The following is a 23530-nucleotide window of genomic DNA, read 5'->3' as shown; positions in this document are numbered from 1 at the left end:
CGTTGGTACAAGCGACTGGAGCTTCACATGGGTGCCCTCAAGCCGTGGCACATCGCCGTACTCGTGGTCGTGCTGATCCTGCTCTTCGGCGCGAAGCGGCTCCCCGACGCCGCCCGGTCCCTCGGTCGCTCGCTGCGGATCATCAAGGCCGAGACGAAGAGCCTGGCCGACGACGACCGTGACCTCGCCGGCAAGGCCGACGCGCAGGCCGGTTACCAGCCGTACCCGCCGCAGCAGCCGGCGCCGCCGCAGCAGCAGCCCTACCAGGGCACCGTGCAGCAGCCGGTCGTCGACCCGGTGCAGCGCGTCCGCGAGAACTGATCTCCGGGTCCGGTAACCGTGGCCTTCGGACTCCGCAAGCGCGGACCGAGTAACTTCGAGCGGGCCGCCGACGGCTCGATGACTCTCGTCGAGCATGTCCGCGAGCTGCGCGACCGGCTGTTCCGTGCCTCGCTGGCGATCGTGGTCGGGCTGATCGGCGGGTACCTGCTCGCCCAGCCCGCGTTCGACCTGTTGAGCCAGCCGTACTGCCGACTCCCCGGGATGATGGTCGACGGCGAGTGCCAGCAGTTCCTGATGCTCGCCCCCGCCGACGGCTTCATCCTCAAGCTGAAGCTGGCGCTCTGGATCGGTCTCATCCTCGGTGCCCCGGTCTGGCTCTACCAGCTGTGGGCGTTCATCGCCCCCGGTCTGCACCGGCACGAGCGCAAGTGGGCGTACGTCTTCGTGACGATCGCGGCGCCGCTGTTCGCCGCCGGAGCGGTGCTCGCCTTCCTGGTCGTCGACAAGGGGCTGGCCTTTCTGCTGGAGGCGGGTGTCACCGGCACCGACTCGCAGTTGGAGGTCACCCGCTACATCAGCTTCGTCACCACCATGATCCTGCTCTTCGGGGTGGCGTTCGAGTTTCCCCTCACCTTGCTGATGCTCAACTTCACCGGCGTGGTGAGCGCCCGGCGGCTGCTCAGCTGGTGGCGGGTCGTGGTGTTCATCTGCTTCGCGTTCGCGGCGGTGGCCACGCCCGACCCGGGGCCGTTCGGCATGACGCTGCTGGCGCTGTGCCTGTCGTTGCTCTACTTCATCGCGGTCGGGGTGGCGTTCCTCAACGACAGGCGGAAGGGCCGCGGCAAGGAGCTGTACGCGGACACCGACGACGACGAGGCGTCCCCGCTGGAGTTCGACCGGGAGCCGGTGGAGGCGGGCCAGCCCGTCGGCGCGGCCAGCCCGATCGACGCCCCCGAGCCAGTGACCCGGCCGTTGTCGATCGAGCGACGGTACGACGACATCACCTGACGCGGCACCACCACGTCGACACACGCGACAAGCCTTCCAGAGCTGGAAGGCTTGTCGCGTGTTGTGCGATCGGCCATGGCGCACGACGTGGCCGCAATAGCGGCCAATGGAGTCGCCGTCAGCCGGACAGTCGGCAATCCGTCAACGGGTGCGCCACGGTCTGCGACGGGGTAAGCGACTCAATACGATGTGTCGACATTCTTGGCGAGAGAGAGGGTCCGTGCGCCGTCCGACATTCCGCCGTCCACCCGCTGTCCGGCGGGGGGTCGACGCGTCGGCAGCACGTTGGGGGGCCACCGTCGCCCGTGTCGCGTTCCTGGGAGCGGCCGCCGTGGGTGTCGGGTTCCTCATCGGCGCCCTGTCGAGCGACCCGGCCAGCGCGGACACCGGAGACGTGCCATCGGTCGGCGTGGATCAGCGGGATCCGGAACGCGTCCGCCCCACCTCGGTCCTCGACGATCTGGTCGCCGGGCTTGTCGAACGCCCGGAGGCCAGGCAACCCGACGAGGGCCGGCACCCGAGGCGCGGCACCCAGGTGACCGGTCGGTCGGATGGCGGGCGCGGGGCCGGGAAGGTCCCGTCGCGCAGCGGCCGACCGGATCGGGACGGCCCGGCGGAGCCACCGGCTACCGGACGTGCCGGTCGAGTGCCTGCGGCCGACGGACCACCGGCCGTCCGTTCACCCAGCGTCCGTTCACCTGAAGACCGTGCGCCCGGTGTCCGTGCGCCTGGTGTCCGTGCGCCGGGCGTCCGTGAACCCGGAGACCGTGCGCCTGGCCACCTCGTGCCGGGCGACCCCGCATCGGGCGATCCTGCGTCAGGCGGCCGTGCGCCGGCACGACTGGCGCCCGGGGACCGCGTGTCGGGTGATCGTGTGCCGGCTGGCCGTGCGTGGGACGGCAACGGGTCGGGCCGGCGGGCGGCGGCGGAACCGCCGATCCGGTCGACCGTACCGATCGTCGGTGACGGGACTCTGGCCCGCGACGGGCTGGCTGACCTGCCACCCCTGTCGGTGGTGAGCCGGGCCGCGGCGGGCCTGGCATCGCTGCCCGGTACCGAAACCGTCATCGGGCCGGCGAGCGCAGTCGCACGGCCGGTGTTGGCCACGGTCGGCGCGACGGTGTCGTCCGGCGTGGCGGTGGTGATCACGCCGGTCGTGCGGGTGGTGGACCTGGTCGCCCCGGTGCTTCCCGTCGTATCGGGATGTCCCGGTACCGGGTCGTCCATCGTGGGGAGACCCACCCCCCGGGTGCCGGCGACCGTTCCCTCGCCGGACGGTGCGGATGTGACGTCGCCAGGCCGATCCCTGGCACCGGATCCGCCGCCCGCTGCCACACCGCCGCCCGCTGCCGCACCGCGCGCCGCGCCGCCGATGGACGTCACGCCAGCCGCGCACCTGACCGGCGCAGGGCCTGGCTGGCACCGGCCCTCGACCGGCCCGCCAGGTGCCGGGTCCGGGTCGACGCCGGCACCGACCGGCTTCCCGCACCGCCCTTCGATGCCCGGTGGCGACGGTGTCACAAGCGCAGACGGTGGTCCCGGACCGTTGCGTGGGCTGGCTCTCGACGGGTGCCGGGTGCCGGCGACCGCCAACGCCCGGGCTGACGTCTCTCCGCCTCGCGGGCACGCGAGCCGTTTCCCCGGCGTGGCCGCCCGACCTGGCTGAGTCCGCCCTGATCCGCCCGCGCCGCCGGAGTTGCTCCGGCTGGTCGCCCGGCTGGTCGTACGGGTGCCCGGGACCGTCGCAACCGACGTGTCACGGGCCGGGCCCAGTCCGTTCGCGCGGTCGGCCGGTGCGGTCTCGTTGAGCAGACCGGGACGGCCGCGGCGCGTACCTGAGATCGGAGCTACGTGGTGATCCGCGTTGTGGTTGGCGAAAGTATGGGTCTGCTGCGCAGTGCGCTGTGCGCGGCACTGGCCGGTGAGGAGGACATCGAGGTCGTCGCCGGGGTGACGGGTATCGGGGATCTGCCCGCGATGGTGCGTCGGCACCTGCCGGACGTGGTGCTCGTGGATCTGGCGTCGGGCGCCCCCGAGCCGGTGAAGGTGATCACCGAGATCGCTGAGACGGCACCCGCGACAGCGGTTCTGGCGCTGAGCGACAGGTGGGGCCGGGGCCTGGTGGAGGAGGCACTGACGGCCGGAGCGAAGGGGCTGGTCGGCAAGGACGAACCCCTCCACGAGCTGGTCCGGGCCGTACGGGCGCTCGCAGCGGGGGACCGGGTCATCGATGTGTCCGCCGCAGCGACGGCGCTGCGGCCCGCCACCGGGCCGCTGACGCCACGGGAGGCCGAGGTGCTGCGGATGGCCGCCGAGGGGCTGCCGCTGAAGGAGATTGCCCGCCGGCTGTTCCTGGCGCACGGCACGGTGCGTAACCACCTGTCGGCGATCATGCGCAAGACCGGTGCCCGCAACCGGATGGAAGCGGTCCTGCTCGCGCGCCGCGACGGTTGGATGTGACGCCGGGTGGGGCCGCCCTGCGGCGGCCCCACCCGGCGGTGCGGTACCTCGACCTGCCAGCGAAGGACGTTCGTGGCAGCCTCCGACGCGATGCTGGCCGTGCCGGTGCGCTTGCGTCGTCCACCGTGCGGGGTCGGCGACTTCCCGGCGGGTGGCCGTCGACGGGCGGAACCGGCAGCGGCGTGTTTGAATGCTGACGTTCTGTGATGCAGTCGACGATGCTCGGGGAGCTCTCCGGTGATCCGTACCCTGCTCGCTATCGATGGCGCCCTGGTCCGTGGCGCCCTGTCCCTCGTACTCGCCGCGGAGGACGACATCACCGTGGTGGCGGAGGTCGATCGCGGCGACGTGGTCACCTGGACGATCCGCACGCGCCGTCCGGACGTGGCAGTTGTCGACCTCGACCTGGTCGCAGGGCTGCCGGTGACCGGCACCTGTCCGCTGCTGGTGCTCGCCGAGCCGCGCCGGGCCGGGAGTCTGCACACGATGCTCACCCCCTCCCGGACCGTCGGCATCCTCGGTAGCGACGTCCCGCCGCACCGGGTGGTCGACGGGATCCGCCGGCTGTCCCGTGGGGAGCCGGTGGTCGACGCGGAGCTGGTGATGGCGGCGCTGCACCGGGAGAGCCCACTCACCCCGCGGGAGGCGCAGATCCTCGACCTGACGGCGGGCGGCGCACCGGTCACGGAGGTGGCCGGATCGCTAGGTCTCGCCCCGGGCACCGTTCGAAATCATCTCGGCCGGATCATCCGGAAAGCGGGTGCCCGCACCAGAGTGGAAGCGGTCCAGGTCGCCCGCGACGCCGGGTGGATCTGACCAGCGGCGCGCGCTCCCGCGCCTGGTTCAGCGGTGGCGGGAGGCAACCCCGGCGGCGGCACGGTCAGCGCCGACGTCGTCGGGCGACGCCGCCGGGACACCGTCCCAGTGCCCCACCAGGGCGCGGTAGGCGGGCGAACGAAAGAGCAGGTCCTGATGGCTGCCCAGCAGCGGTGCGTCCTCGTCGAAGACCAGCACCCGTCGGGCCCGGAGGGCGGAGCTGATCCGGTGGGCGATGACGAGGAGGGTGCCAGGTCGTCGGGCGAAGGCCCACTCGACTGTCGCCTCCAGCGTCGGATCCAGGTGACAGGTCGCCTCGTCCAAGATGACAAGCGGGGCCGGGGACAGATAGGCGCGTACTGCGGCGATCAGTTGCCGTTCACCGGCGGAGAGCGTGGTGGGGTCGACCGTGGCGGCGAGGCCGCCCAGCCGCCGGGCGAGGGCGTCGGCGCCGAGCGTGGCGAGGGCGGTGTCGACTGTCGGGTCGTCGGCGTCCGGACGCAGGTAGCGAAGGTTGTCGGCCAGGGAGCCACCGAACACGTACGCCTCCTGCGGCACGAGCACCCGCAGCGCGGCCAGGTCGGCGGGGGCGGCGGCCGCCACCGGCCGACCGGCGAGGTGGACGGTGCCGCGTTCCGGCACGACCAGCCCGGCGACCAACGCGGCAAGGGTGGACTTGCCGGTGCCGCTGGGCCCCACCACCGCGAGGTGCTCCCCCTCGGGCAGCGTCATCGAGAAGTCGTCCAGGATCGGCCGGGCGCGTGGGCCGTACCGGAAGGTCAGGCCCGCCAACCGGACCGCCGGAGCGCCGCGGTCAGGTGTCGGGGCAGGGGTGGCCGGCGAGCGGCCCTGCGGAGGGGTGCGGCAGGCGTGCAGGATCCGTTCCAGGGTTACGGCGTAGCGCAGCCCCCCGCCACCCAGCCCCTGCACCAGGGCGTGCAGTGCGGGTTGCAGGCTGGTGGTGACGTAGACGAGTGCGCCGAGCACCGCGCCGGTGCTCAGCCCGCGCCGCACCAGCCACGGCGCGCCGAGCAGCAGGACCACCACCGGCAGCCAGCCGCCCAGCCCGAGGCTGAGGCTGCGCAGCGCGGACATCCGGGCCAGCGTCCGCTCGGCGTCGGCATGGTCGCTGACCTTCCGGTCGACCTCGGCCACGGTGCGCTCCTCGGCACCGCAGGCGAGCACGTCGCGGTGACCGGCGAGCGCGGTCGCCGCCGACCGGCCGAGCGCCTCGCCGGCCCGCACCTGGGCCCGCTGGTGCGCCAGCATCGCCGGGAGCGCGGCGGCGAAGACGGCTAGCCCCGCGACCAGCGGGGCCGCCACCAGCGCCGCGACCGTCGGATCCAGTGCCAGCAGGCCGAGCAGGGCCGCTCCGGCGGTGAACAGGAAACCGCGGACCACCATGATCAGGCCGCCGAAGGTGTCCCGGACGATCTCCACGTGGTGGGTCAGGCGGGCCACCGGGGCGCTGTCCGGGTGGCCGCCGGCCCGGGTGGCGTCGTGCAGCGCGCCGTGGACCACCAGGCGGGCCAGGTCGTCGCGGAACGGTTCCACCACGGCGCCCAGGCTCCGGTACACCCGTCCGGTGGCCGTCGCGCCGACCAGGACGGCCACCGCGAGTCCGCCCAGCCAGGCCAGGCCGACGGCGAACCGGCCGGCCAGGAACCCCTGGTCGACGGCGCGGGCGACGAGCAGCCCGGCGAGCAGCGCCGGCAGGGACTCGACAAGCGACCAGGCGGTGAGCCGGCCGACGGCCCGGCGGCGGGCCCGCAGTGCCCGCCACGTCGTCCGGGCGACGCCGGGGCCGTTCATCGGGGTACGCCCTCGCAGCCGAACACCGCCCGGTAGTCCGGGTCCGCCCAGAGCCGCCGGTGCGGTGCCACGGCGCGCAGCCGACCGCCGTCGAGCCAGGCGACCAGGTCGGCGGTGGCCGCCGTCGCCACCCGGTGGGTGACCACCAGCCGGGTACGCCCCGCATCCGGGCCGGTCAGCGCGCGGGAGATCCGGTGTTCGGTGGCGGTGTCCAGGCTGGACGTCGCGTCGTCGAGAATGAGCAGCCGCTCGGCGTGGAACGCGCGAGCCAGCCCGAGCCGTTGTGTCTCACCGCCGGACAGCGGGGCGTCCACGGTCCGGGTGCGGAACCCGTCGGGGAGCCGGTCGACGACCCCGTCGATCTGCGCTGCCCGGGCCGCTGCCAGCACGGCGGCGGTGGCCGGCGCGTCTGTCGACGGCGGCCGGGCCGACCGTTCGGGCAGGCCGAGGCCGATCGCGGCGTGCACCGTCTCGCCGACCAGCACCGGACGGTCGAAGGCATGGCCCACCGCCCGACGCAGCGCGGCCCGGTCGAGGCGGGTCAGTGGCACCCCGTCCAGCAGCACCTCACCGGTGTCCGGGTCGTACAGCCGCCCGGCCACGGCGGCGAGGGCGGACTTGCCGGCTCCGGACCGCCCGACGACGGCCACCGTGCTGCCGGCGGGGATGTCCAGGTCGATCGCGTCCAGGATCGGCAGGTCGTCGTCGGCGCGGACACCGACGCCGCGCAGCCGCAGGTGGCCGTCGCCGGGCGGCAGCGGTTCGTCACCGTCGGGGCGCGCCGGAAACGACAACGGCTCGGCGATCCGGCGGGCCGCGGCCCGGCTGCGCACCAGCCGGTTGAGGGTGGCCAGCACCGCGCCCAGCCCGGCGCCGAGCGCGGCGTACTGGACGGCGGCGACCAGTTGCCCGGGGGTGAGCCAGCCGACGGTCAACGCGTACCCGCCGACGGCGACCACAGCGACCTGTAGCAGCGGTGCCACGGCCGCGACGCGGGCGTTCGCCCGGGCCAGCAGCTGCCAGCCGAGCCGGCCGTGGTTCCGCAGCTGCGGTAGCGCCGCCAGCACCCGGTCGCGCTCCAGGTCAGCGGTACCGGCCGCGGCGATGGTGCGGGAACCGCCGAGCGCCTCCTGGAGCCGGCCGGCGATCGTCCCGAGCACCCGCTGGTACCCGGTGACGGCCGCCGAGGCGTCGGTGACGAACGTGGCCATGAGCACTGTCAACACGGTCAGGCCGGCGAGGAGGGTGAGCCCGAGGACGGGCTCCAGCAGGAACAGTGCCACGACGCTGCCCAGCGGGGGCAGGACCGCGATCCCGCCCAGCGCCACGGCGGTGCCGGCCTGCCCGGCGTCGGCGGCCTGCCCGGCGAGCCGGCCGACCAGATCACCCACCGGATAGCGGCGGACGGCCCGCACGTCCAGCGCGAACAGGTGCCGCAGCAGGCGTCGGCGCAGACGGGCGGTGGCCCGGGCGGCTCCGTATCCACCGGCGAGGTCGCCGAGGACGTCGGTGACCAGCAGGGTGACGACCAGGCCGCAGGCGACCACGGGCCACCGGGGGGAGGCGTCGCCACCGACGGCGGCGTCCACCGCCAGCCCCAGCACCGCCGGCAGTGCCAGTTCGGCGGCCGCGCCGGCCAGCGCCACCACCACGAGCATGGCGGTCCAGCCACCACCGTCGCGGACCACCCGGAACAGCAGGCGGTCCTCGCCGGCCAGCGTTCGCATCGGTCCTCCCGGTCGTACGGCGTGGCCCTGGACGGTCAGTTCACCGTCCAGGGCCTCGCGTGGTGCGGTCCGATCAGTTGCAGGTCGTGACGGACAGCGAGCTGTCGCCGCAGAGCAGCAGGCTCGCCCGGCTACCACCGCCGGTCCGGTCGGCCGGAGCCGCCTCCAGTGCCTGAAGGTCGAGGAGCGCCATGTCGTGTCACCTCCTATCGGGCGTCGGGGTCAGGGTCGCCCCCGCCGTCGCGGGGGAGTCTGGTGCGCCGGTGAGGGGCGCGAGGAAGGGCAGGGCCGTCGGGCCGTCCGGCCGGGCGGTGGCCAGCGCCAGCAGCACGCCGGCGGTGCCGGTGGCGAGGTCCATGGACAGCCGCAGCAACTGCTCGCCGGGGAAGGCCGTGCCGTCCTGGTACGGCAGCGCGTGCCAGCCCAGCCGCCGGATCTGCCGGTCCAGCTCGCCGCGCAGCTCCGGGTCGTCGGGGTGGGCGGCGAGGTAGACGATGATGCCGGCCCGCCCGGCGAAGAGGCCGGACTGCGCGTAGAACGGCGATCGGGCGGCGCGACGCACACCGGCGCTCGCCTGCGCGAACTGCTCGTCGGAGCGATGGCGCAGGTACTGGTCGAGGACGAGCCCGATACCGACGCTGCCCTGCCCCAGGTAGGGCATGGTCCGCCAGCCCTCGTTGACCTCAAGCGCGCCGTCGGGGCGTACGACGCAGCGGTGCAGGTCCTGCCGCAGCGCGGTGGCGGCGTGGTCGAGCAGGTCCGGGTCGCCGGTCAGCTCGTACAGGCGCACCAGCAGCAGCGCCGCTCCGGTCCGGCCCCGCAGCAGCCCGGCGTACGGCTGCCGGCCGCCGCTGACCTCGCCGCCGGGGTCGTCGGCCAGCCGCTCCACGAGCTGATCAGTGACCCGCCAGGCCGCCTCGCGCAGCGCCGGTTCTCCGGTACGCCCGCCCAGCTCGGCCAGGTTGAGGGCGATTCCGGCCAGTCCGCCGGCCAGGCTGTGATCCAGCCCGGTTGTCGACTCGCGTAGGCAGATGTCGAGCACGTCGAGCGCGTCCTGCCGGCGCCCGAGCAGTTCCAGGGCGTACGCGACGCCGTGCAGGCCGTCGTAGAAGCCGCACCGGGTGCCCGACGGGGGTGAGGTGGCCTGACGGACCAGCCACTGCTCGTGGTCCGGCCACCGGCCGGCACCGCCCTGGTGCAACGCGTACAGCACGCCGGCCGCTCCGTGGGCGAGGTTGAGCCCGCCGCTGCGGAACTGTTCGATGTCGCCGGGGAACAACCGGTCGGTGCGTCCGGGTGTGGCGCTGGCGAGGATGGCGCGAGTGAGCCGGTCCCGGTCGACCGGCGGGACGTCGACGGTGGGCGGGATGCGCTCGCCGGACCGCGGATCCGCGCCGGTGATCTCCGCTACCGCCGCGTCGAGGAACTCCCTCGGCACCGGGAACGTGTCGGCGATGATCTCGGCCAGGTGCGCCGCCTTCGCCGGGACGAGGCGGACCAGCTGGGTCAGCGGGAGGAACAGGGCCAGCCGCAGGCAGGCCAGGGCGTAGTGGTCGACGGCCACGCCGGTCCGTCCCCGGGGTGCGGCGAAGCCCTGGTTGCGCAGGCCCGGCCGGCGGTGCCCGTCGACCGGGGCGGCCACCTCGAAGTCGACGAGCGCGACCCGGTCGTCCGGGCGGATCATGATGTTGAACAGGTGCAGGTCGCCGTAGACCAGACCGCGCTCGTGGATCGCCCGGACAACCTCGTCGACCTGGCGGTGCACGTCCAGCGCCCAGCTCGCGTACGCGGCGCGGTCTTCGTCGGTGGCGTCGGCGTCGATGAGCGGATAGCGGTCGACCAGGACCTTGTTCAGCGGGCGGCCCTCGATGAACTCCAGGGCGAGGAACCGGTGGTCGCCGAGGGTGAACTCGTCGTGCACCCGGGGCACCTGCGGCAGGTCGGCGAGTTGGCGCAGGACGGCTGCCTCCCGGGCGAGCCGGGTGACCGCGTCGGCGCCGTCGGCATCCAGGCCGGCGTGCGGTCGGGCCTCCTTCAACACCAGCTGCGTGTCGGTACGCCTGTCGCGTCCGACGTACAGGCCGCCGCCGTTCGAGAAGTGGATGACCTTGTCGATCCGGTACGGCACCTCGTCGGTGCTTGTCGCGTTGCGGGCGGCCAGGTGCGGGGCGAGGAACTCGGGCAGCGCCACCCAGGACGGCACGTGGAAGACCGGGTCGCGACGGTCCGGCACCAGGGTGCCGGTGCCGTCCTCGACAGCCGGGACCACCTGGCCGTCCGGGGAGTGGCAGTACCGGGCGGCGAAGCCGCCGTAGCGGACGTACACCGGCCCGGCGGCGTACCGCAGGTCGCTGAGGATGTACGGGCCGGCCTCGCCGGTGAGCAGCTCGTCGAGTTCCTTGCAGACCAGTTCGAGTTCGGCGTCGTCGCGGGGATAGATGGTCACGAACTTGCCGCTGGCCGCGCGGGCAGCGTACTTGGAGTTGCGCAGCAGCAGGGTGCGGGGGCCGCGCAGGAACTTGAACGACAGGCCCCGGGGGACGCAGTAGTCCCAGATGGTGTCCAGCACCCGGTCGGCGTTGGCGACCGTGGCCGACACGTGCACCTTCCAGCCCTGCTGCGGCAGGCGTTCGCCGTCCGGGGCGTGGATGAGCCAGTCGTCGAGCGGTTCCCGTCGCCAGCCCGCTGGCAGCGGTCGGCGCGCCGCGGCGAAGGTGGGCTGCGCCACGGCGCTGCCGAGGGAGTCGTAGAACAGCGGGTCGGCAGCGCAGTAGCTGTCGTAGCGCTCGTCCACTGTGGCTCCTCCCATCCGTCCGGCGGTGCGGTCCTGTTGATGGATTCGAGTCTGTCCGTTCGGCCTATGGCGCCTCCAGTGCTTTCAGTCATGGAGCTGAATGCGTGCCGCACGATCGGTCATGACAAATGACAGTTGCGGCGCAGGCCATGCCACTGTCCGACCGCTTTTCCCGGCGGCGCCGGGCGCTGGGGCGGCACGCTCGCGCCCGCGCCGGCCCAGGCAGTACGGTGCTCGCCGTGACCTCGAACGATCACCCTTCGGTGCCCGGCGGGCCCGTCGCCGTGCTGGCCAACCCGACCGCCGGGCGTGGCCGGCACCGAGGGCTGCTGCCGGACCTGCTGGACCGGCTCGCGACGGCCGACCGGCCGGTGCGGCTGTTGCGGGCCGGCAGCGCGGCGGAGGCCGAGGCGGCCTGCCGAGCCGCCGTGGCCGAGGGGGCCGGCGCGCTGGTCGCGGTGGGTGGCGACGGCACGGTCCACCGGGCCATGCAGGCCGTCGCCGGCACGTCGGTGCCGTTCGGGCCGGTTCCGGCGGGTACCGGCAACGACTTCGCGGTGGAGACCGGCTTCCCGGCCGACCCCCGGGCGGCTGTCGACGTCATCGCGACGGCCCTGCGGGAGGGGCGCAGCCGGCCGGTCGACCTGGCCCGGATGACCGGAGTCGACGGCACGGTCCGCTGGTACGGCGCGGTGCTGGCGGCCGGCTTCGACGCGATCGTCAACGAGCGCGCCAACCGGATGCGTTGGCCGCGCGGGCCCCGCCGCTACGACCTGGCCATCCTGGTGGAGCTTGCCCGGCTCCGGCCGCGCCGGTACGCCCTCACCCTCGACGGCGAGCGGGTGGAGGTCGACGCGGTGCTGGTGGCGGTCGGCAACGGGGCCAGTTACGGCGGCGGGATGCGGATCTGCCCCGACGCGGACCCGACCGACGGCCTGCTCGACGTGGTGGTCGGCGGCCGGTTCGACAGGCGTACCTTGATCCGGGTCAAGCCGCGCATCTACGCCGGCACCCACGTCGCCCACCCGCTGGTGCAGACCTACCGCGCCCGCACCGTCACCCTCGCCGCGACGGGCATCACCACCTACGCCGACGGCGAGCGCTCCCTCACCCTCCCCCTCACCATCACCGCCGTCCCCCAGGCGGTGCGCCTCCTCCGCTGACGTCCCCGCCCGCGCCTCTCCACCCCGTCGATCATGCAGTTGTGGCACCTGACAAAAGGCGTATATCTGGACGAATCAGGTGCCAGAACTGCAAGATCGCGGAAGTCAGGGGGTGGGGAGGAAGTTGAGGACGGAGCCGAGGGCGTTGGGGCGGCCGGGGTCGGCGGCGGGGAGGATCAACGCGGCGCAGCCGGCGGCGACGGCGCCGGCGTCGGCGGGAGTGTCGCCGACCATGAGCGATTCCTCGGGGTCGACGCCGAGCATGCCGCAGGCCCGCCAGAAGATCGCCGGGTCGGGCTTGCACCGGCCCACCTCGTACGACAGCACGTGGGCGTCGACCAGGTCGGCAAGTCCCCAGGCGTCGAAGAGCGGCCGGATGTCGAAACCGATGTTGCTGACCACGGCCACCCGTACGCCGGCGGCCCGCAGCGCGGCGAGCGTCGGCCCCGTGTCGGGGTAGGGCACCCACCCCTGCGGCACCAGCACCCGCTCGTACAGCGCCTCGGCGAAACCGTCGATGCCGGCGTCGACGGTGCCGGCCAGCCCGGTGTAGGCGCCCCGGTGGGCATGTTCGTAAAGATCGCGGTCGGCCCACAACTCGGCCAGGTGGGGCGGCACCCGGGCGGGCAACGGCCCACCGGCGCGGCCGGCGGTGAGCAGCCGATCGGCCAGGGCGGTCGCCCGCACCCGGTCCAGCTCCACACCGCACGCCGCCGCGGCGGCCAGCACCCACCGGCTGGGCTCCTCCACCTGCGCGAGGGTGCCGTGGAAGTCGAACAACACCGCCCGCACCTGCCGACGGGACGGGCCCCGGCCGTCGGCGTCGGGCACGGGGTTGGTCGGTTCGGCATGATCCGGCACGTCGTGCACCCTACCGACCCACTCCGAGCGCCCCGGCGGTCGGCCTTGCCGGGTACTCGTCGTGGGCACGCACTAATCTTGGGGACATGTCGAGCCCCGCCGAGCGGTACGCCGCGGCGCGCCGCCGGGCCGCCCAGGCCTCACAGTTCCCGGCGCTTGAAGAGTTCACCGCTGACCTGGGGTTCGACCTCGACGACTTCCAGCGGGAGTCGTGTCAGGCCTTGGAGCGGGGCAGCGGCGTGCTGGTCTGCGCGCCGACCGGGGCCGGCAAGACGGTGGTCGGCGAGTTCGCCGTACACCTGGCGTTGCGGGGTGCGCCCGGGCGGCCGGAACCGGCCGACGGCGCCCGGCGCAAGTGCTTCTACACGACGCCGATCAAGGCGCTGTCGAACCAGAAGTACCACGACCTGGTCGACAGGTACGGCGCCGAGCAGGTGGGCCTGCTCACCGGCGACAACGCCATAAACGGCGACGCTCCGGTGGTGGTGATGACCACCGAGGTGCTGCGCAACATGCTGTACGCCGGCTCGGCCACCCTGGAGGGCCTGGCGTACGTGGTGATGGACGAGGTCCACTACCTGGCTGACCGGTTCCGTGGCGGGGTGTGGGAGGAGGTCATCATCCACCTGCCCGCCTCGGTGACCCTGGTGTCACTGTCGGCGACGGTCTCCAACGCCGAGGAGTTCGCCGACTGGTTGATCACGGTTCGGGGCGAGACCACGGTGGTGGTCAGCGAGCACCGGCCGGTGCCGCTGTGGCAGCACATGCTTGTCGGTAAGCGGATGTTCGACCTGTTCCACGACGCCGCCGCGGCACGTAAGCACGATGTGCACCCGGAGCTGCTGCGCTACACGCGGGACACGATGCGCCGGCTCGACCTCGGTGAGGGACGCTCCGCCGGTTTCGGCGCCGGCCGGCGCGGGCCACGCTGGCGTGGGCCGATTCGCCCGGACATCGTCGACCGGCTGGACCGCGAGGGGCTGCTGCCGGCGATCCTGTTCATCTTCAGCCGGGCCGGCTGCGACGCGGCGGTCCAGCAGTGTCTCGCCGCCGGGCTGCGGCTCACCTCACCCGAGGAACGGGCGGAGATCCGCCGTGTGGTGGAGTCCCGGGTCACCGCGATCCCCGGCGAGGACCTCTCGGTGCTCGGCTACTGGGAGTGGCTCGACGGCCTGGAGCGTGGGCTGGCCGCCCACCACGCCGGGATGCTGCCGGCGTTCAAGGAGGTCGTGGAGGAGCTGTTCGTCCGAGGGCTGGTCAAGGCGGTCTTCGCCACCGAGACCCTGGCCCTGGGCATCAACATGCCGGCCCGGTGCGTGGTGCTGGAACGCCTGGTCAAGTACAACGGCGAAGCACACGTCGACCTGACCCCGGGGGAGTACACCCAGCTCACCGGGCGGGCCGGTCGCCGAGGCATCGACGTGGAGGGGCACGCCGTGGTGGTGTGGTCCCCGGAGACCGACCCCCGGCACGTGGCGGGTCTGGCCTCCACCCGGACGTATCCGCTGCGGTCCAGCTTCCGGCCGTCGTACAACATGGCCGTGAACCTGGTCGGCAGCGTCGGCGCGGAGTCGGCCCGGGCGCTGCTCGAATCGTCGTTCGCACAGTTCCAGGCGGACCGGTCGGTGGTCGGCCTGGCCCGGCAGGTGCAGCGCAACACCGAGACCATCGAGGCGTACGGCGTCGAGGCGGAGTGCCACCACGGCGACTTCGACGAGTACTTCGCCCTGCGGGTCGCCATCGCCGACCGGGAGCGGGCCATCGCCCGGCAGGGGCAGAGCCAGCGCCGGGCGGCGGCGGTGACGGCCCTGGAGCGGCTGCGGGTGGGCGACGTGATCCGGGTGCCGTCCGGGCGCCGGGCCGGCCTGGCCGTGGTGCTCGACCCGGCCGCCGGGGGGTTCAGCGAGCCGCGCCCGCTGGTGCTCACCCAGGACCGCTGGGCCGGCCGGATCAGTCCCGGCGACTTCACCACGCCGGCCGAGGTGCTGGCCCGCATCCGGGTGCCCAAGCACTTCAACCATCGCAATCCGGCGGCCCGGCGTGACCTGGCTGCTCAGGTCAGTGGCACCGGCCTGGACCGGCACTCCCGCCGGGGAGCCCGGGGGCGGCAGTCGGGGGAGGACCACCAGCTCAGCCAGCTCCGTACCGAGCTGCGCCGGCACCCCTGCCACGCCTGCCCGGAGCGGGAGGAGCACGCCCGCTGGGCCGAGCGCCGCCGCCGGCTGGAGCGGGACACCGAGGAACTGCGGGACCGGGTCGCCGGTCGGACCGGGTCGTTGGCCCGTACCTTCGACCGGATCGTCGCGCTGCTCACCGGGCGCGGCTACCTGGCCGCCGATGGCGCCGTCACCGACGCCGGCCGGATGCTGGGGCGGATCTGGACGGAGGCGGACCTGCTCGTGGCGGAGTGCCTGCGGCGTGGCGTCTGGGACGGCCTGTCACCGGCCGAGCTGGCCGCCGCGGTGTCGGTGGTGGTCTTCGAGGCCCGCCGCGACGTCGACGAACGGGCCTCGCTGCCCCGTGGCCCGGTCGCCGAGGCGGTCGACGCGACCCTGAAGCTGTGGAGCGAGATCGAGGCCGATGAGGCGTCGCGTGGGCTGGCCGTCACCCGCGAGCCGGATCTGGGTTTCGCCTGGCCGGTCTACCGCTGGGCCCGGGGTGAGGCGCTGGCGAAGGTGCTGACCAGCGGGCACGAGCTCGACGGCGAGATGCCGGCCGGTGACTTCGTCCGGTGGGCCCGCCAGGTGGTGGACCTGCTCGGACAACTGGCCGACTCCGGTGGTGCCTCGACAGAGCTGCGGGCCACCGCACGGCAGGCGATGAACGCCGTCAACCGAGGCGTGCTGGCGTACCACTCACCGGCCTGAGACGGCCCGGCGACGGCGGTCGGTCGACCGCGAACCGACGCATCGCTGCGTCACCACCGCGGCACGTCCCGAAGTGGCCGGGGGGCCCTGTTGTGCCTGGTGAGAGCGTCCCGGATCATGTCATCGGCGCGTGAGCTACGCGCCGGTAGCAGCTCTGGGGGGAGCCCACGTGGCGGACATCAATCACTTTGAGTACGGCTGGATCACACCGGCGTTGAGCTACGCGCTGTCGGTGCTCGGTTCGATCCTCGGCCTGGTCTGTGCCGGCCGGATCCGCACCGCCTCCAGCACGGGTCAGAAGCTCTGGTGGGGAAGCCTGGCCGCGTGGGCGCTCGGCGGCACGGCGATCTGGACGATGCACTTCATGGCGATGCTGGGCTTCGCCGTGACCGGGTCGCGGATCCGGTACGACGTGCCGATCACGGTCGGCAGCGCGCTGATCGCGGTGGCCGCGGTCGGCATCGGGCTGGCGATCGTGGGCACCGGCCGGCTCTCGGCGGGACGGATCATCGGCGGCGGCCTGTTCACCGGCGCCGGGGTGGCGGCGATGCACTACACGGGCATGGCGGCGATGCGCCTGGACGGCCGGCTGCTCTACGACAACCTCCGGGTGGGGTTGTCGGTGTTGATCGCCGTGGTCGCGGCCTCCGTCGCGCTCTGGCTCGCGGTGACCGTGCGCAAGGGGATCGCCATCTTCGCCTCGGCGCTGGTGATGGGGGTGGCGGTCAACGGCATGCACTTCACCGGGATGAGCGCCCTGTCGGTGCACCTGCACGAGGAACCTGCCGAGGTCACCGGGGCCGGTGTCGGTACGTTGCTGATCCCGATCGTGCTGCTGGTGATCTTCGGCGTGGTCGGCCTGGTGTACGCGCTGCTCGCCGCGCCCAACGACGAGGACCGGGCCGCGCTGGCGTACCTGGATGCCCGGCGGACGCCACCGTCCACGGCCGGCGGTCCGCCCGACGCCGCACCCGATCCGGTGGGGCTGCGCGCCCGGTCGACCCTGGCCCGCCCCGGTGCCCAGTTTCCGTCCCGCCGGGACCATCCGTCGCGCTGACGGTCACGCTCGCGGTTGCGGAAAGTGTCGTACCCGGCACCGACCATGTATTCATGGCTGTCCCCGCCCTCACTCCGCGAAACGCCCCGGCGCGCTCGCTGCCCCTTCGCGAGGCGCGCACCCGACTCAGCCAGCTCGTCGCCATGGCGGAACTGACCGACACGGTCACCGTGGTCACCCGCGACGGTGATCCCCGGCCGGTCGCCGCGATCGTGCCCGCGGCGGCCGCCCGGACCGTCGCCGAGGCCCGGGCCGACGCCGGGCGCCTGGCCGAGGTCACCGCCGGCTGGTCCCGACGTCTCGATGCGCAGCGGCAGCAGAGCGGCCGCCGGCACGCGGCCGAGCTGCGAGTGGTGACCGCGGCGCTCGCCGAGGTCTGGGCCGAACTGGATCGGCGCTTCCCTCCGGGTAGCGATCCCGCGCTGACCCGGTTACGTGCGGCCCACGCCGAGCTGCTCGCCGGCTGAACGCGCGCACCAGGTGACCCCGGCCGGGGCTGGGCCGCGACCGCCGGCTCAGCCGCGCGCCGGGCGACCCTTGAGCCGGCGGCCCAGCTCCCGGGCGATCTCCCGGTTCGCGTCGCGTTCGGCCAGCACCTGCCGCTTGTCGAAGCTCCGGCGCCCCCGGGCCAGAGCCAGCTCGACCTTGGCCCAGCCGCCGGAGAAGTACATCGACAGCGGCACCAGGGTGATCCCGCCCTCGCGGGTCCGGTCCAGGATCCTGGCGATCTCCACCCGGCGCAGCAGCAGTTTGCGGGTCCGCCGGGGCGCGTGGTTGGTCCAGCTGCCGTAGCCGTACTCGGCGATGTGCAGGCCGTACAGCATGATCTCGCCGTCGAGTTCCTGCGCGAAGGCGTCGACAAGCGAGACGCGTCCGGCCCGCAGCGACTTGACCTCGGTGCCGGCGAGCACGATGCCGGCCTCGTAGGTCTTGAGCACCGTGTAGTCGTGGCGGGCCCGGCGGTTGGACGCGATCACGGTCCGCTCGGCGCTGGGGGAGGTGCCCATCCGGGGAAGGATAGTCGCACCGTCGATGATCCTCAGCTCAGCCGGTTCCGCAGCCGGCCGGCCAACTCCGCCACCGCGGTCTCGAAACGCCTGTCGGACTCGCCGGGCCAGTGCCCGACGATCGGAGGTGGGACGCTGTCGCCGGGCGGCGGGACGACGTCGACCGGGTCGCGCAGCCGTCGGTCCACCGTGCCGGCGGCGCCGGTCACGGTCGGTGTCCGGCCCGGCCGGTGCGGCGAGAAGACCCAGCCGCCGATCGGGTCGGTGTCCCGCCACAGGTTGATCCACCGCCAGTCGACCCGGTCGCCGACCTCGCGGAGCACCTGCTCGCTGACGTAGGCCGGGAACAGCCGCGAGTAGAGCCGGCGCAGTGGTGAACCGTACGTCAGCAGCGCCAACCGGCCGCAGACCTGGGGTGGCAGCTGGAGGATCGTGGCGGCGAGCAGCACCGAGCCGTGACTGTGCCCGGTGAGCAGCACCCCGCGCCCCTGCCCGGTGAGGTGCACGATCCGTCGGCTCAGTTCCGGGACCGCGCGTTCGGCGTAGCAGGGCGGCGCGAAAGGGTGCGCCACCCGAGGCCAGAACGTTCCCAGGTCCCACAGCACGCCGACGTACCTGCGGAACTCGGACGTACGGTAGGCGAAGACGCCGCCGACGAGCAGCCCGAGCACGAGCGCCGCGATGAGAAAGCTGCCCATCTGGATACCGAAGTTGGTCGCCGCCTCCGGAATCCCGGTCAGCCGCTGCACCGTGGTGCCCGGTGCCAGCCCGAGCATGCCGAGCAGACTGCTGGGCATGCCCGCCCCGACGACACAGGCGTACACCACCGCGAGTGTCTCCACCCGTTCGGTGAATCGCGCCCGGGCGATCGTCCGCTCGACCTGGCGCAGCCGGAATCCGGCGGCCGGTGGGGCATCGGGATAGTCGTGCGCGACGGTGGCCCGGGCGGTACGCGTTCGGGCGGCACGACTGGCCAGAACGATGATCACGGCCGCCACCAGGGTGGCCGCGGCGGCCACCAGGAACACGAAGATGGCCCACTTGTACCCCAGCGGCGGACTGATCTCCCGCTCACCGTCGGCGGCGGCGCGGCGGTTGAGGAGATCGGCGACCCGGTAGACGAGGTCGGCGGAGATCGCCACCGCCAGACCGGTGGCGGTGGCCGCGATCACCGGTGCGCCCAGCCCTTGCAGCGGCCCGGAGCCAAGCCCGTCACGGCCAGGTCCGCGACGCGCCTCATCGGGCTCCACACCGGGTTCGGGTGCCGGATGGCGGCTGGCGCGTCGGCGGTCGGGCGGTTCAGCGCTGCCCGCGGTGCTGGTGGCGCTGCGGCGTTGCCGGCTCCGGGCGATCAGCGCACCGGTGCCGAGCAGGAACAGCAGAACCGCCTGGGAGAGGATGACCAGTCCGACGGCGGTCGCGTAGCCCGGCAGCCCGTCCCGGACCCGCCACGGGGTGGGGTCGACCGACACCGCGACCAGCACCACAGCGATCAGTACGAAGGCCAGGTTGCGCAGCCCGCGCGCGATTCGGTCCGCGTACGAGCCGGTCGGTAGCAGGTCGACGAACGGGTGCGCGCAGACCAGCACGATGCAGGCCAACAGCACCGCCCCGCTGACGACGGCCAGGGTCATGCTGAGCAGCGACGGGCCCGAACTGATCCGGGCGGCGACCAGACCGAGACCGAGGGTCATCAGGCCGCCGGCTCCATGCAGGGAGCAGAGCCGGTCCACGGTCGGCGCCCTGTCCCACTGGCCCACCGCACTGAGCTGGTACGCACCTGAGGTGGTGACGGGGGTGTGAAAGGCGTCGAAGTTGCGGCCGGGGCGGACGCCGAGCAGCCAGACCAGCATGAGCGCGCCGAAGGGCAGGAGCGCGAAGACGGCCAGGGTCAGCCCGGTGGGTCGGTCGCTGATCCAGGACAGCCACGGCCGCCCGGCCAGACAGGACGGGTTCGGCACGCACCGCCAGGCGATCAGGTCCAGCGCCACGCCCATCGCCGCCAGCACGTACAGCATGGTCAGGCTGAGGGCGAGCAGCCGGCACAGGGCCTTCACCCCGGAACCGGACCTGCCCCGGGGTGCCGGCCGCATCCAGATCGCGACGTTGCACAGCATGAAGGGCAGCAGGAACATCAGCGACAGCGTCCGGATGGTGGTGCCGGAGGGCAGGTCGCTCCACCGGTACGCCTCCAACGTCACGCCCGCCGGGCCTCTGGTGTCCGGATAGCCCGGGCGTGGCCGGTAGAACCCGCCGCTGCGGTCTCCGGCCACCTGGTGACTGTGCGGGCGGTCGAGGATCTGCTCGGCGTCGGCACCGGACACCCCGTGCACCCGTAGCTCCACGACGTCGTCCGACGCCCCCGATTCACTGGTCATCGGCCCCCCGGAACGTGTCAACCGGCCCGACCCCGGCGTTGGCCGCCACTCCGGCGTCCCGGTGCGGCCTCGCCCGTCTACCCGCGTAGCCGCTTGCCACGCCTGCTCACAGGGGGCCGGCGGGTCAGTCCACCCGGCGCGCGAGGAAGTCAGCCAGCACCCGGGTGTGGGTGGAGAAGGCCAGTTCGGTCGGCTCGGTCAGTACCAACCATTCGGTGGCCTCCGCGGTCGGCGCCGACGGCGGAAGTTCCTCGGCCGGTCGCACCGGCAGCTCTCCGAAGATCAGCATGGTGCCGCCGGCCGGCGCGCTCTGCACGGCGAGCAGCGTCGCACCGGCCGCCTCGGCGTGCAGCCCGGTCTCCTCACGCAGCTCGCGGACCAGCGCGTCCTGCCACTCCTCGCCGTACTCGATGAAGCCACCCGGCAGCGCGAGCAGCCCACGGGCGGGTTCGATGTCGCGCCGGACGACTACCACACCGAGGCCGGTGGCGGTCCGCACCGGCTGCACGGCCACCGCCACCGGCAACGGGTTACGCCAGACCTGCTGACCACATGACCCGCAGAGCCGGGGCCAGCCGGCCTGCGGCGGATAGGCCGCGCCGCAGTACGAACAATGCGAGTACGCCACGCCGGTCATGCCGCAGCACGTTACCCCGCACCGTCCGGCGGCCGGTCAGCGCCGGGCCCGCTCAGGGGCGCGGGCGTTGCCGATGGCGTCCTTGCGGCCCCAGCGTCCCGGAATGTTCAGCAGCTCGATCCGGCCGAAGCGCGCCGGGATCGCCGGATGCACCACCAGGTGCTCACCGTACGGTTCCAGGCCGAGCAGGCTACGCAGCAGCAGGAACGTGGCACCGGTCGCGGAGGCCTGAGGGCTGTTCGCGGCCGGGTACGGCACCGGATAGCGGGTCAGCTCGCGGTCGTAGCCGGCGAAGGCCTCCGGCATCCGTCCGGCGAAGTGCTGGGACGCCTCGATGACGGACTCCGCGATGATCCCCGCCTCCTCGACGAAGCCGTAGTGGCGTAGTCCGCAGGCGATCAGCGAGTTGTCGAACGGCCACACCGTACCCACGTGGTATCCGAGCGGGTTGTAGCTGGCCTGCCCGGTGGCCAGGGTTCGCACTCCCCAGCCGGAGAAGAGCTGAGGCCCGAGCAGGTGACCGGCGACCGCGGCGGCCCGGGCGGGGTCCACGATGCCGCTCCACAGCAGGTGACCCATGTTCGAGGCCAGTGCGTCCACCTGGTCGCCGTCGGGGCCGAGCGCCAGCGCATAGTACTCGCCGTCGTCGACCCAGAAATCCCGGTTGAACCGTTGCTTGAGCTCCTCGGCCTGCCGTTCCAGGCGGTCGGCGTACGCCGGGTCGCCCCAGAACTCGCGGGCCAGCCGAGCCCCGCGTCGCTTCGCGTCGTACGCGTAACCCTGCAACTCACAGGTGGCGCGCGGCAGCCCGGGCAGCCGGCCGTCCCGGTAACAGATCGCCTCCGGGGTGTCCTTCCAGCAGTGGTTCTGCGCCCCGCTCTTGTCGTTGCGCGGCTGGTACCAGAGGAATCCGTCGCCGCGCAGGTCGCCGTACTCGTCGATCCAGTGCAGGGCGGCACGGGCGGCGTCCTGAAGGTCCCGCACCAGCGTGGCGTCGCCGGTCCAGCGCTCGTACTCGTCGAGCAGCACGATGAACAGCGGCGTCACGTCCGCTCCGCCGTAGTACGGCGACTGGGGGCGATGTTCGAAGGCGGCCATCTCCCCGTACCGGAACTCGTTGAGTATCTTTCCGGGTTCCTCGTCCCGGAAGTCGTCGAGCACCGTGCCCTGATCCAGGGCGAGCAGGCGCAGCGTGGTCGCCGCCATCCGTGGGACGAACGGCAGCGTCTGGTAACAGGTGAGGAGGTTGTCGCGGCCGATGATGGTGGCCGACCAGGGCAACCCGGCGGCGAGCATGGTCTCGTGCGGCAGCGCCAGCGGAGAGAACCGCAGGCCGGCCAGGTCCACCAGCCCTCGCTGGTAGGTCATGCACAACGACTCCCAGTCGCAGTACAGCTGGGGTGCGTCGGCGAGCCACTGACTCAGGTCGTGCGGCAGCTCGGTGCCGACCTTGCCGCGCGGATGCCGCAGCCGCTCCCGAACGTCCGCCCCGTCCGGACGCAGCACCCGCCCCTTCACCCGCAGCGTCGTGGTCCACCGGCCCTGCGGGTCGACCTGGATCCGGAAGGTCAGCCCACGTTCGTCGAATTCGGCCGGCTCGCTCGTCGAGACGTCGGCGACCCGGTGGAACTTCTCCCGCCGGAAGCCGAGCCGCAGGCGGCCGTCGGACACCTCCCGGTAGCCACGCAACGCCGAACCGTGCGGCCAGACCACGTTGTAGACCGGGGCGAAGTCGCTGTCCACGTCGACGCGCAGCACGTACTCGACGGGCTCGCTGGTGTGGTTGAGCACGGTCAGGCGCTCGGTGAAGGCGCTGTCGGCGATCCACCGGTCCCGGATCACCGAGACCTTCGCGTCGACGTAGTGGGTCGGATGCCCGGGGACCAGGAAGAACCGGATCTTGTAGTAGCTCGGGTCGTGCACGGCCAGCGGATGCAACCGCTCCCCGTCGAGACTCAGCCGCCAGGTGGACAGGAAGCGGGTGTCGAAGGCGAAGAACCCACTCGGGTTGGTGGGGCTGAAGACCATGTCACCGTTGTCCTCGCTCAGCGCGAAGATGTTGCCGTCGAGGATGCGGACCAGCTTTCTCACCGTGACTCCCCGTCACGGGTCGGGGGCGCCGCCTCGCCCGGTGGGGGCTGTCGGCACTCCGCCAGGGCCCGGGGATGCTGTCGGCCGGCCACCTCGCGGGGGTGGTGGGCGTCGGGCGGCGGTGCGAACAGCCGTTCCAGCAGCATCACGAAGCGGAACTCGCCGTCGGCGGTGAAGTCGTTGCGTAGCCACGCCGGCACGGGCTTGATCTCGCCGTGTGCCATCCGGAGGAAGAGTTGCTCGTCGGTGCAGATGACCGTGTCGGTGTCCGCTGCCTCACCGCGCGAGACCGTGATCCGACCCTGGTCGATGCGGACCAGCCAGAAATCGACCCGGTCGGGATAGCGCAGGTCGAAGCGCACGGTGCCGGAGACCTGGCGCAGCATCCGCCCCCCACCCTTGGCGAGACCGTCGAAGAACGCGCGCACAGCCTCCGACATCCCGGCACCTCCTGCGGGCCGTGCCCGGCCGAGGGCTGGCGCCGGGCTGGCCCGAGCCGGCGGCGGAGCGCCGGTCGAACTCCTCCGCCATGGTCACTTTAACGGCTTTGGTCCGCTCTGGTGCCGGTCT

18 protein-coding genes are annotated in these 23530 nt (G+C 73.0%); 8 read left to right on the top strand and 10 right to left on the bottom strand.

The genetic code is table 11. The features are described 5' to 3' along the window. Positions 1–27 precede the first annotated feature (27 nt). The 4 genes from tatA to AB0I71_RS14495 all read left to right on the top strand — a co-directional run bounded on the left by tatA (position 28) and on the right by AB0I71_RS14495 (position 4566). Positions 28–321 (top strand): Sec-independent protein translocase subunit TatA, encoded by a 294-nt coding sequence (tatA, locus tag AB0I71_RS14510; protein WP_210933934.1) that lies wholly within the window; start codon positions 28–30, stop codon positions 319–321. Between the two features lie 18 nt (positions 322–339). After that, positions 340–1290 carry a twin-arginine translocase subunit TatC gene (tatC, locus tag AB0I71_RS14505; protein WP_357584591.1) on the top strand — a complete coding sequence of 317 codons (951 nt, stop codon included), beginning with the start codon at positions 340–342 and terminating at the stop codon, positions 1288–1290. Positions 1291–3144: 1854 nt separating this feature from the next. Further along, positions 3145–3750, top strand: a complete 606-nt coding sequence (locus AB0I71_RS14500; protein ID WP_357584589.1) for a response regulator transcription factor — start codon at positions 3145–3147, stop codon at positions 3748–3750. A gap of 237 nt (positions 3751–3987) precedes the next feature. After that, entirely contained in the window at positions 3988–4566 is a 579-nt protein-coding gene (locus AB0I71_RS14495) for a response regulator transcription factor (protein ID WP_357584587.1), read from the top strand. Positions 4567–4593: 27 nt separating this feature from the next. On the opposite strand, the gene AB0I71_RS14490 is transcribed toward AB0I71_RS14495, so the two are convergent. The 4 genes from AB0I71_RS14490 to lanKC all read right to left on the bottom strand — a co-directional run bounded on the left by AB0I71_RS14490 (position 4594) and on the right by lanKC (position 10899). Further along, entirely contained in the window at positions 4594–6378 is a 1785-nt protein-coding gene (locus AB0I71_RS14490) for an ABC transporter ATP-binding protein (RefSeq protein WP_357584585.1), read from the bottom strand. Continuing rightward, positions 6375–8105 carry an ABC transporter ATP-binding protein gene (locus AB0I71_RS14485; RefSeq protein WP_357584583.1) on the bottom strand — a complete coding sequence of 577 codons (1731 nt, stop codon included), beginning with the start codon at positions 8103–8105 and terminating at the stop codon, positions 6375–6377. Before AB0I71_RS14485 ends, AB0I71_RS14490 begins: the two co-directional genes overlap by 4 nt. A 73-nt stretch (positions 8106–8178) precedes the next feature. Further along, positions 8179–8298, bottom strand: coding sequence for a SapB/AmfS family lanthipeptide (locus AB0I71_RS14480; RefSeq protein ID WP_357584581.1), 120 nt, complete (start codon positions 8296–8298; stop codon positions 8179–8181). Positions 8299–8304: 6 nt separating this feature from the next. Then, positions 8305–10899: a class III lanthionine synthetase LanKC gene (gene lanKC / locus AB0I71_RS14475; protein WP_357584579.1), complete on the bottom strand. Its 2595-nt coding sequence runs from the start codon at positions 10897–10899 to the stop codon at positions 8305–8307. Between the two features lie 230 nt (positions 10900–11129). Here lanKC and AB0I71_RS14470 point away from each other — a divergent pair, with 230 nt between their 5' ends. Beyond that, positions 11130–12062 carry a diacylglycerol kinase gene (locus tag AB0I71_RS14470; RefSeq protein ID WP_357584716.1) on the top strand — a complete coding sequence of 311 codons (933 nt, stop codon included), beginning with the start codon at positions 11130–11132 and terminating at the stop codon, positions 12060–12062. Positions 12063–12167: 105 nt separating this feature from the next. On the opposite strand, the gene AB0I71_RS14465 is transcribed toward AB0I71_RS14470, so the two are convergent. Next, entirely contained in the window at positions 12168–12923 is a 756-nt protein-coding gene (locus AB0I71_RS14465) for an HAD-IA family hydrolase (RefSeq protein WP_357584577.1), read from the bottom strand. Between the two features lie 86 nt (positions 12924–13009). Between AB0I71_RS14465 and AB0I71_RS14460 the strand changes: the two genes are divergently transcribed. From AB0I71_RS14460 to AB0I71_RS14450, 3 genes are all read left to right on the top strand, one after another. Beyond that, positions 13010–15790, top strand: a complete 2781-nt coding sequence (locus tag AB0I71_RS14460; RefSeq protein ID WP_357584575.1) for a DEAD/DEAH box helicase — start codon at positions 13010–13012, stop codon at positions 15788–15790. Positions 15791–15959: 169 nt separating this feature from the next. Beyond that, positions 15960–16847 (top strand): MHYT domain-containing protein, encoded by an 888-nt coding sequence (locus tag AB0I71_RS14455; protein ID WP_357584573.1) that lies wholly within the window; start codon positions 15960–15962, stop codon positions 16845–16847. A 53-nt stretch (positions 16848–16900) separates the two neighbouring features. Then, positions 16901–17314, top strand: a complete 414-nt coding sequence (locus AB0I71_RS14450) for a type II toxin-antitoxin system Phd/YefM family antitoxin (protein ID WP_357584571.1) — start codon at positions 16901–16903, stop codon at positions 17312–17314. 48 nt (positions 17315–17362) lie between these two features. On the opposite strand, the gene smpB is transcribed toward AB0I71_RS14450, so the two are convergent. From smpB to AB0I71_RS14425, 5 genes are all read right to left on the bottom strand, one after another. Continuing rightward, the gene (smpB, locus tag AB0I71_RS14445; RefSeq protein ID WP_357584569.1) at positions 17363–17854 is read right to left on the bottom strand and encodes an SsrA-binding protein SmpB; all 492 of its coding nucleotides are present in this window, start codon (positions 17852–17854) and stop codon (positions 17363–17365) included. A gap of 32 nt (positions 17855–17886) precedes the next feature. Next, entirely contained in the window at positions 17887–20232 is a 2346-nt protein-coding gene (locus AB0I71_RS14440; RefSeq protein WP_357584567.1) for a hypothetical protein, read from the bottom strand. A gap of 124 nt (positions 20233–20356) precedes the next feature. Continuing rightward, complete coding sequence (locus tag AB0I71_RS14435; RefSeq protein WP_357584565.1) at positions 20357–20869, bottom strand: NUDIX domain-containing protein; 513 nt, start codon at positions 20867–20869, stop codon at positions 20357–20359. Between the two features lie 36 nt (positions 20870–20905). After that, entirely contained in the window at positions 20906–22960 is a 2055-nt protein-coding gene (locus AB0I71_RS14430; protein ID WP_357584563.1) for a glycogen debranching N-terminal domain-containing protein, read from the bottom strand. Continuing rightward, positions 22957–23400 (bottom strand): SCP2 sterol-binding domain-containing protein, encoded by a 444-nt coding sequence (locus AB0I71_RS14425; RefSeq protein ID WP_357584561.1) that lies wholly within the window; start codon positions 23398–23400, stop codon positions 22957–22959. Before AB0I71_RS14425 ends, AB0I71_RS14430 begins: the two co-directional genes overlap by 4 nt. Positions 23401–23530: the final 130 nt, after the last annotated feature.

Source organism: Micromonospora sp. NPDC049891, assembly GCF_040660295.1.
GTDB lineage: Bacteria > Actinomycetota > Actinomycetes > Mycobacteriales > Micromonosporaceae > Micromonospora.
Note: the sequence above shows the minus strand (reverse complement) of the source record. Positions and strands in the feature narration are given on the sequence as shown.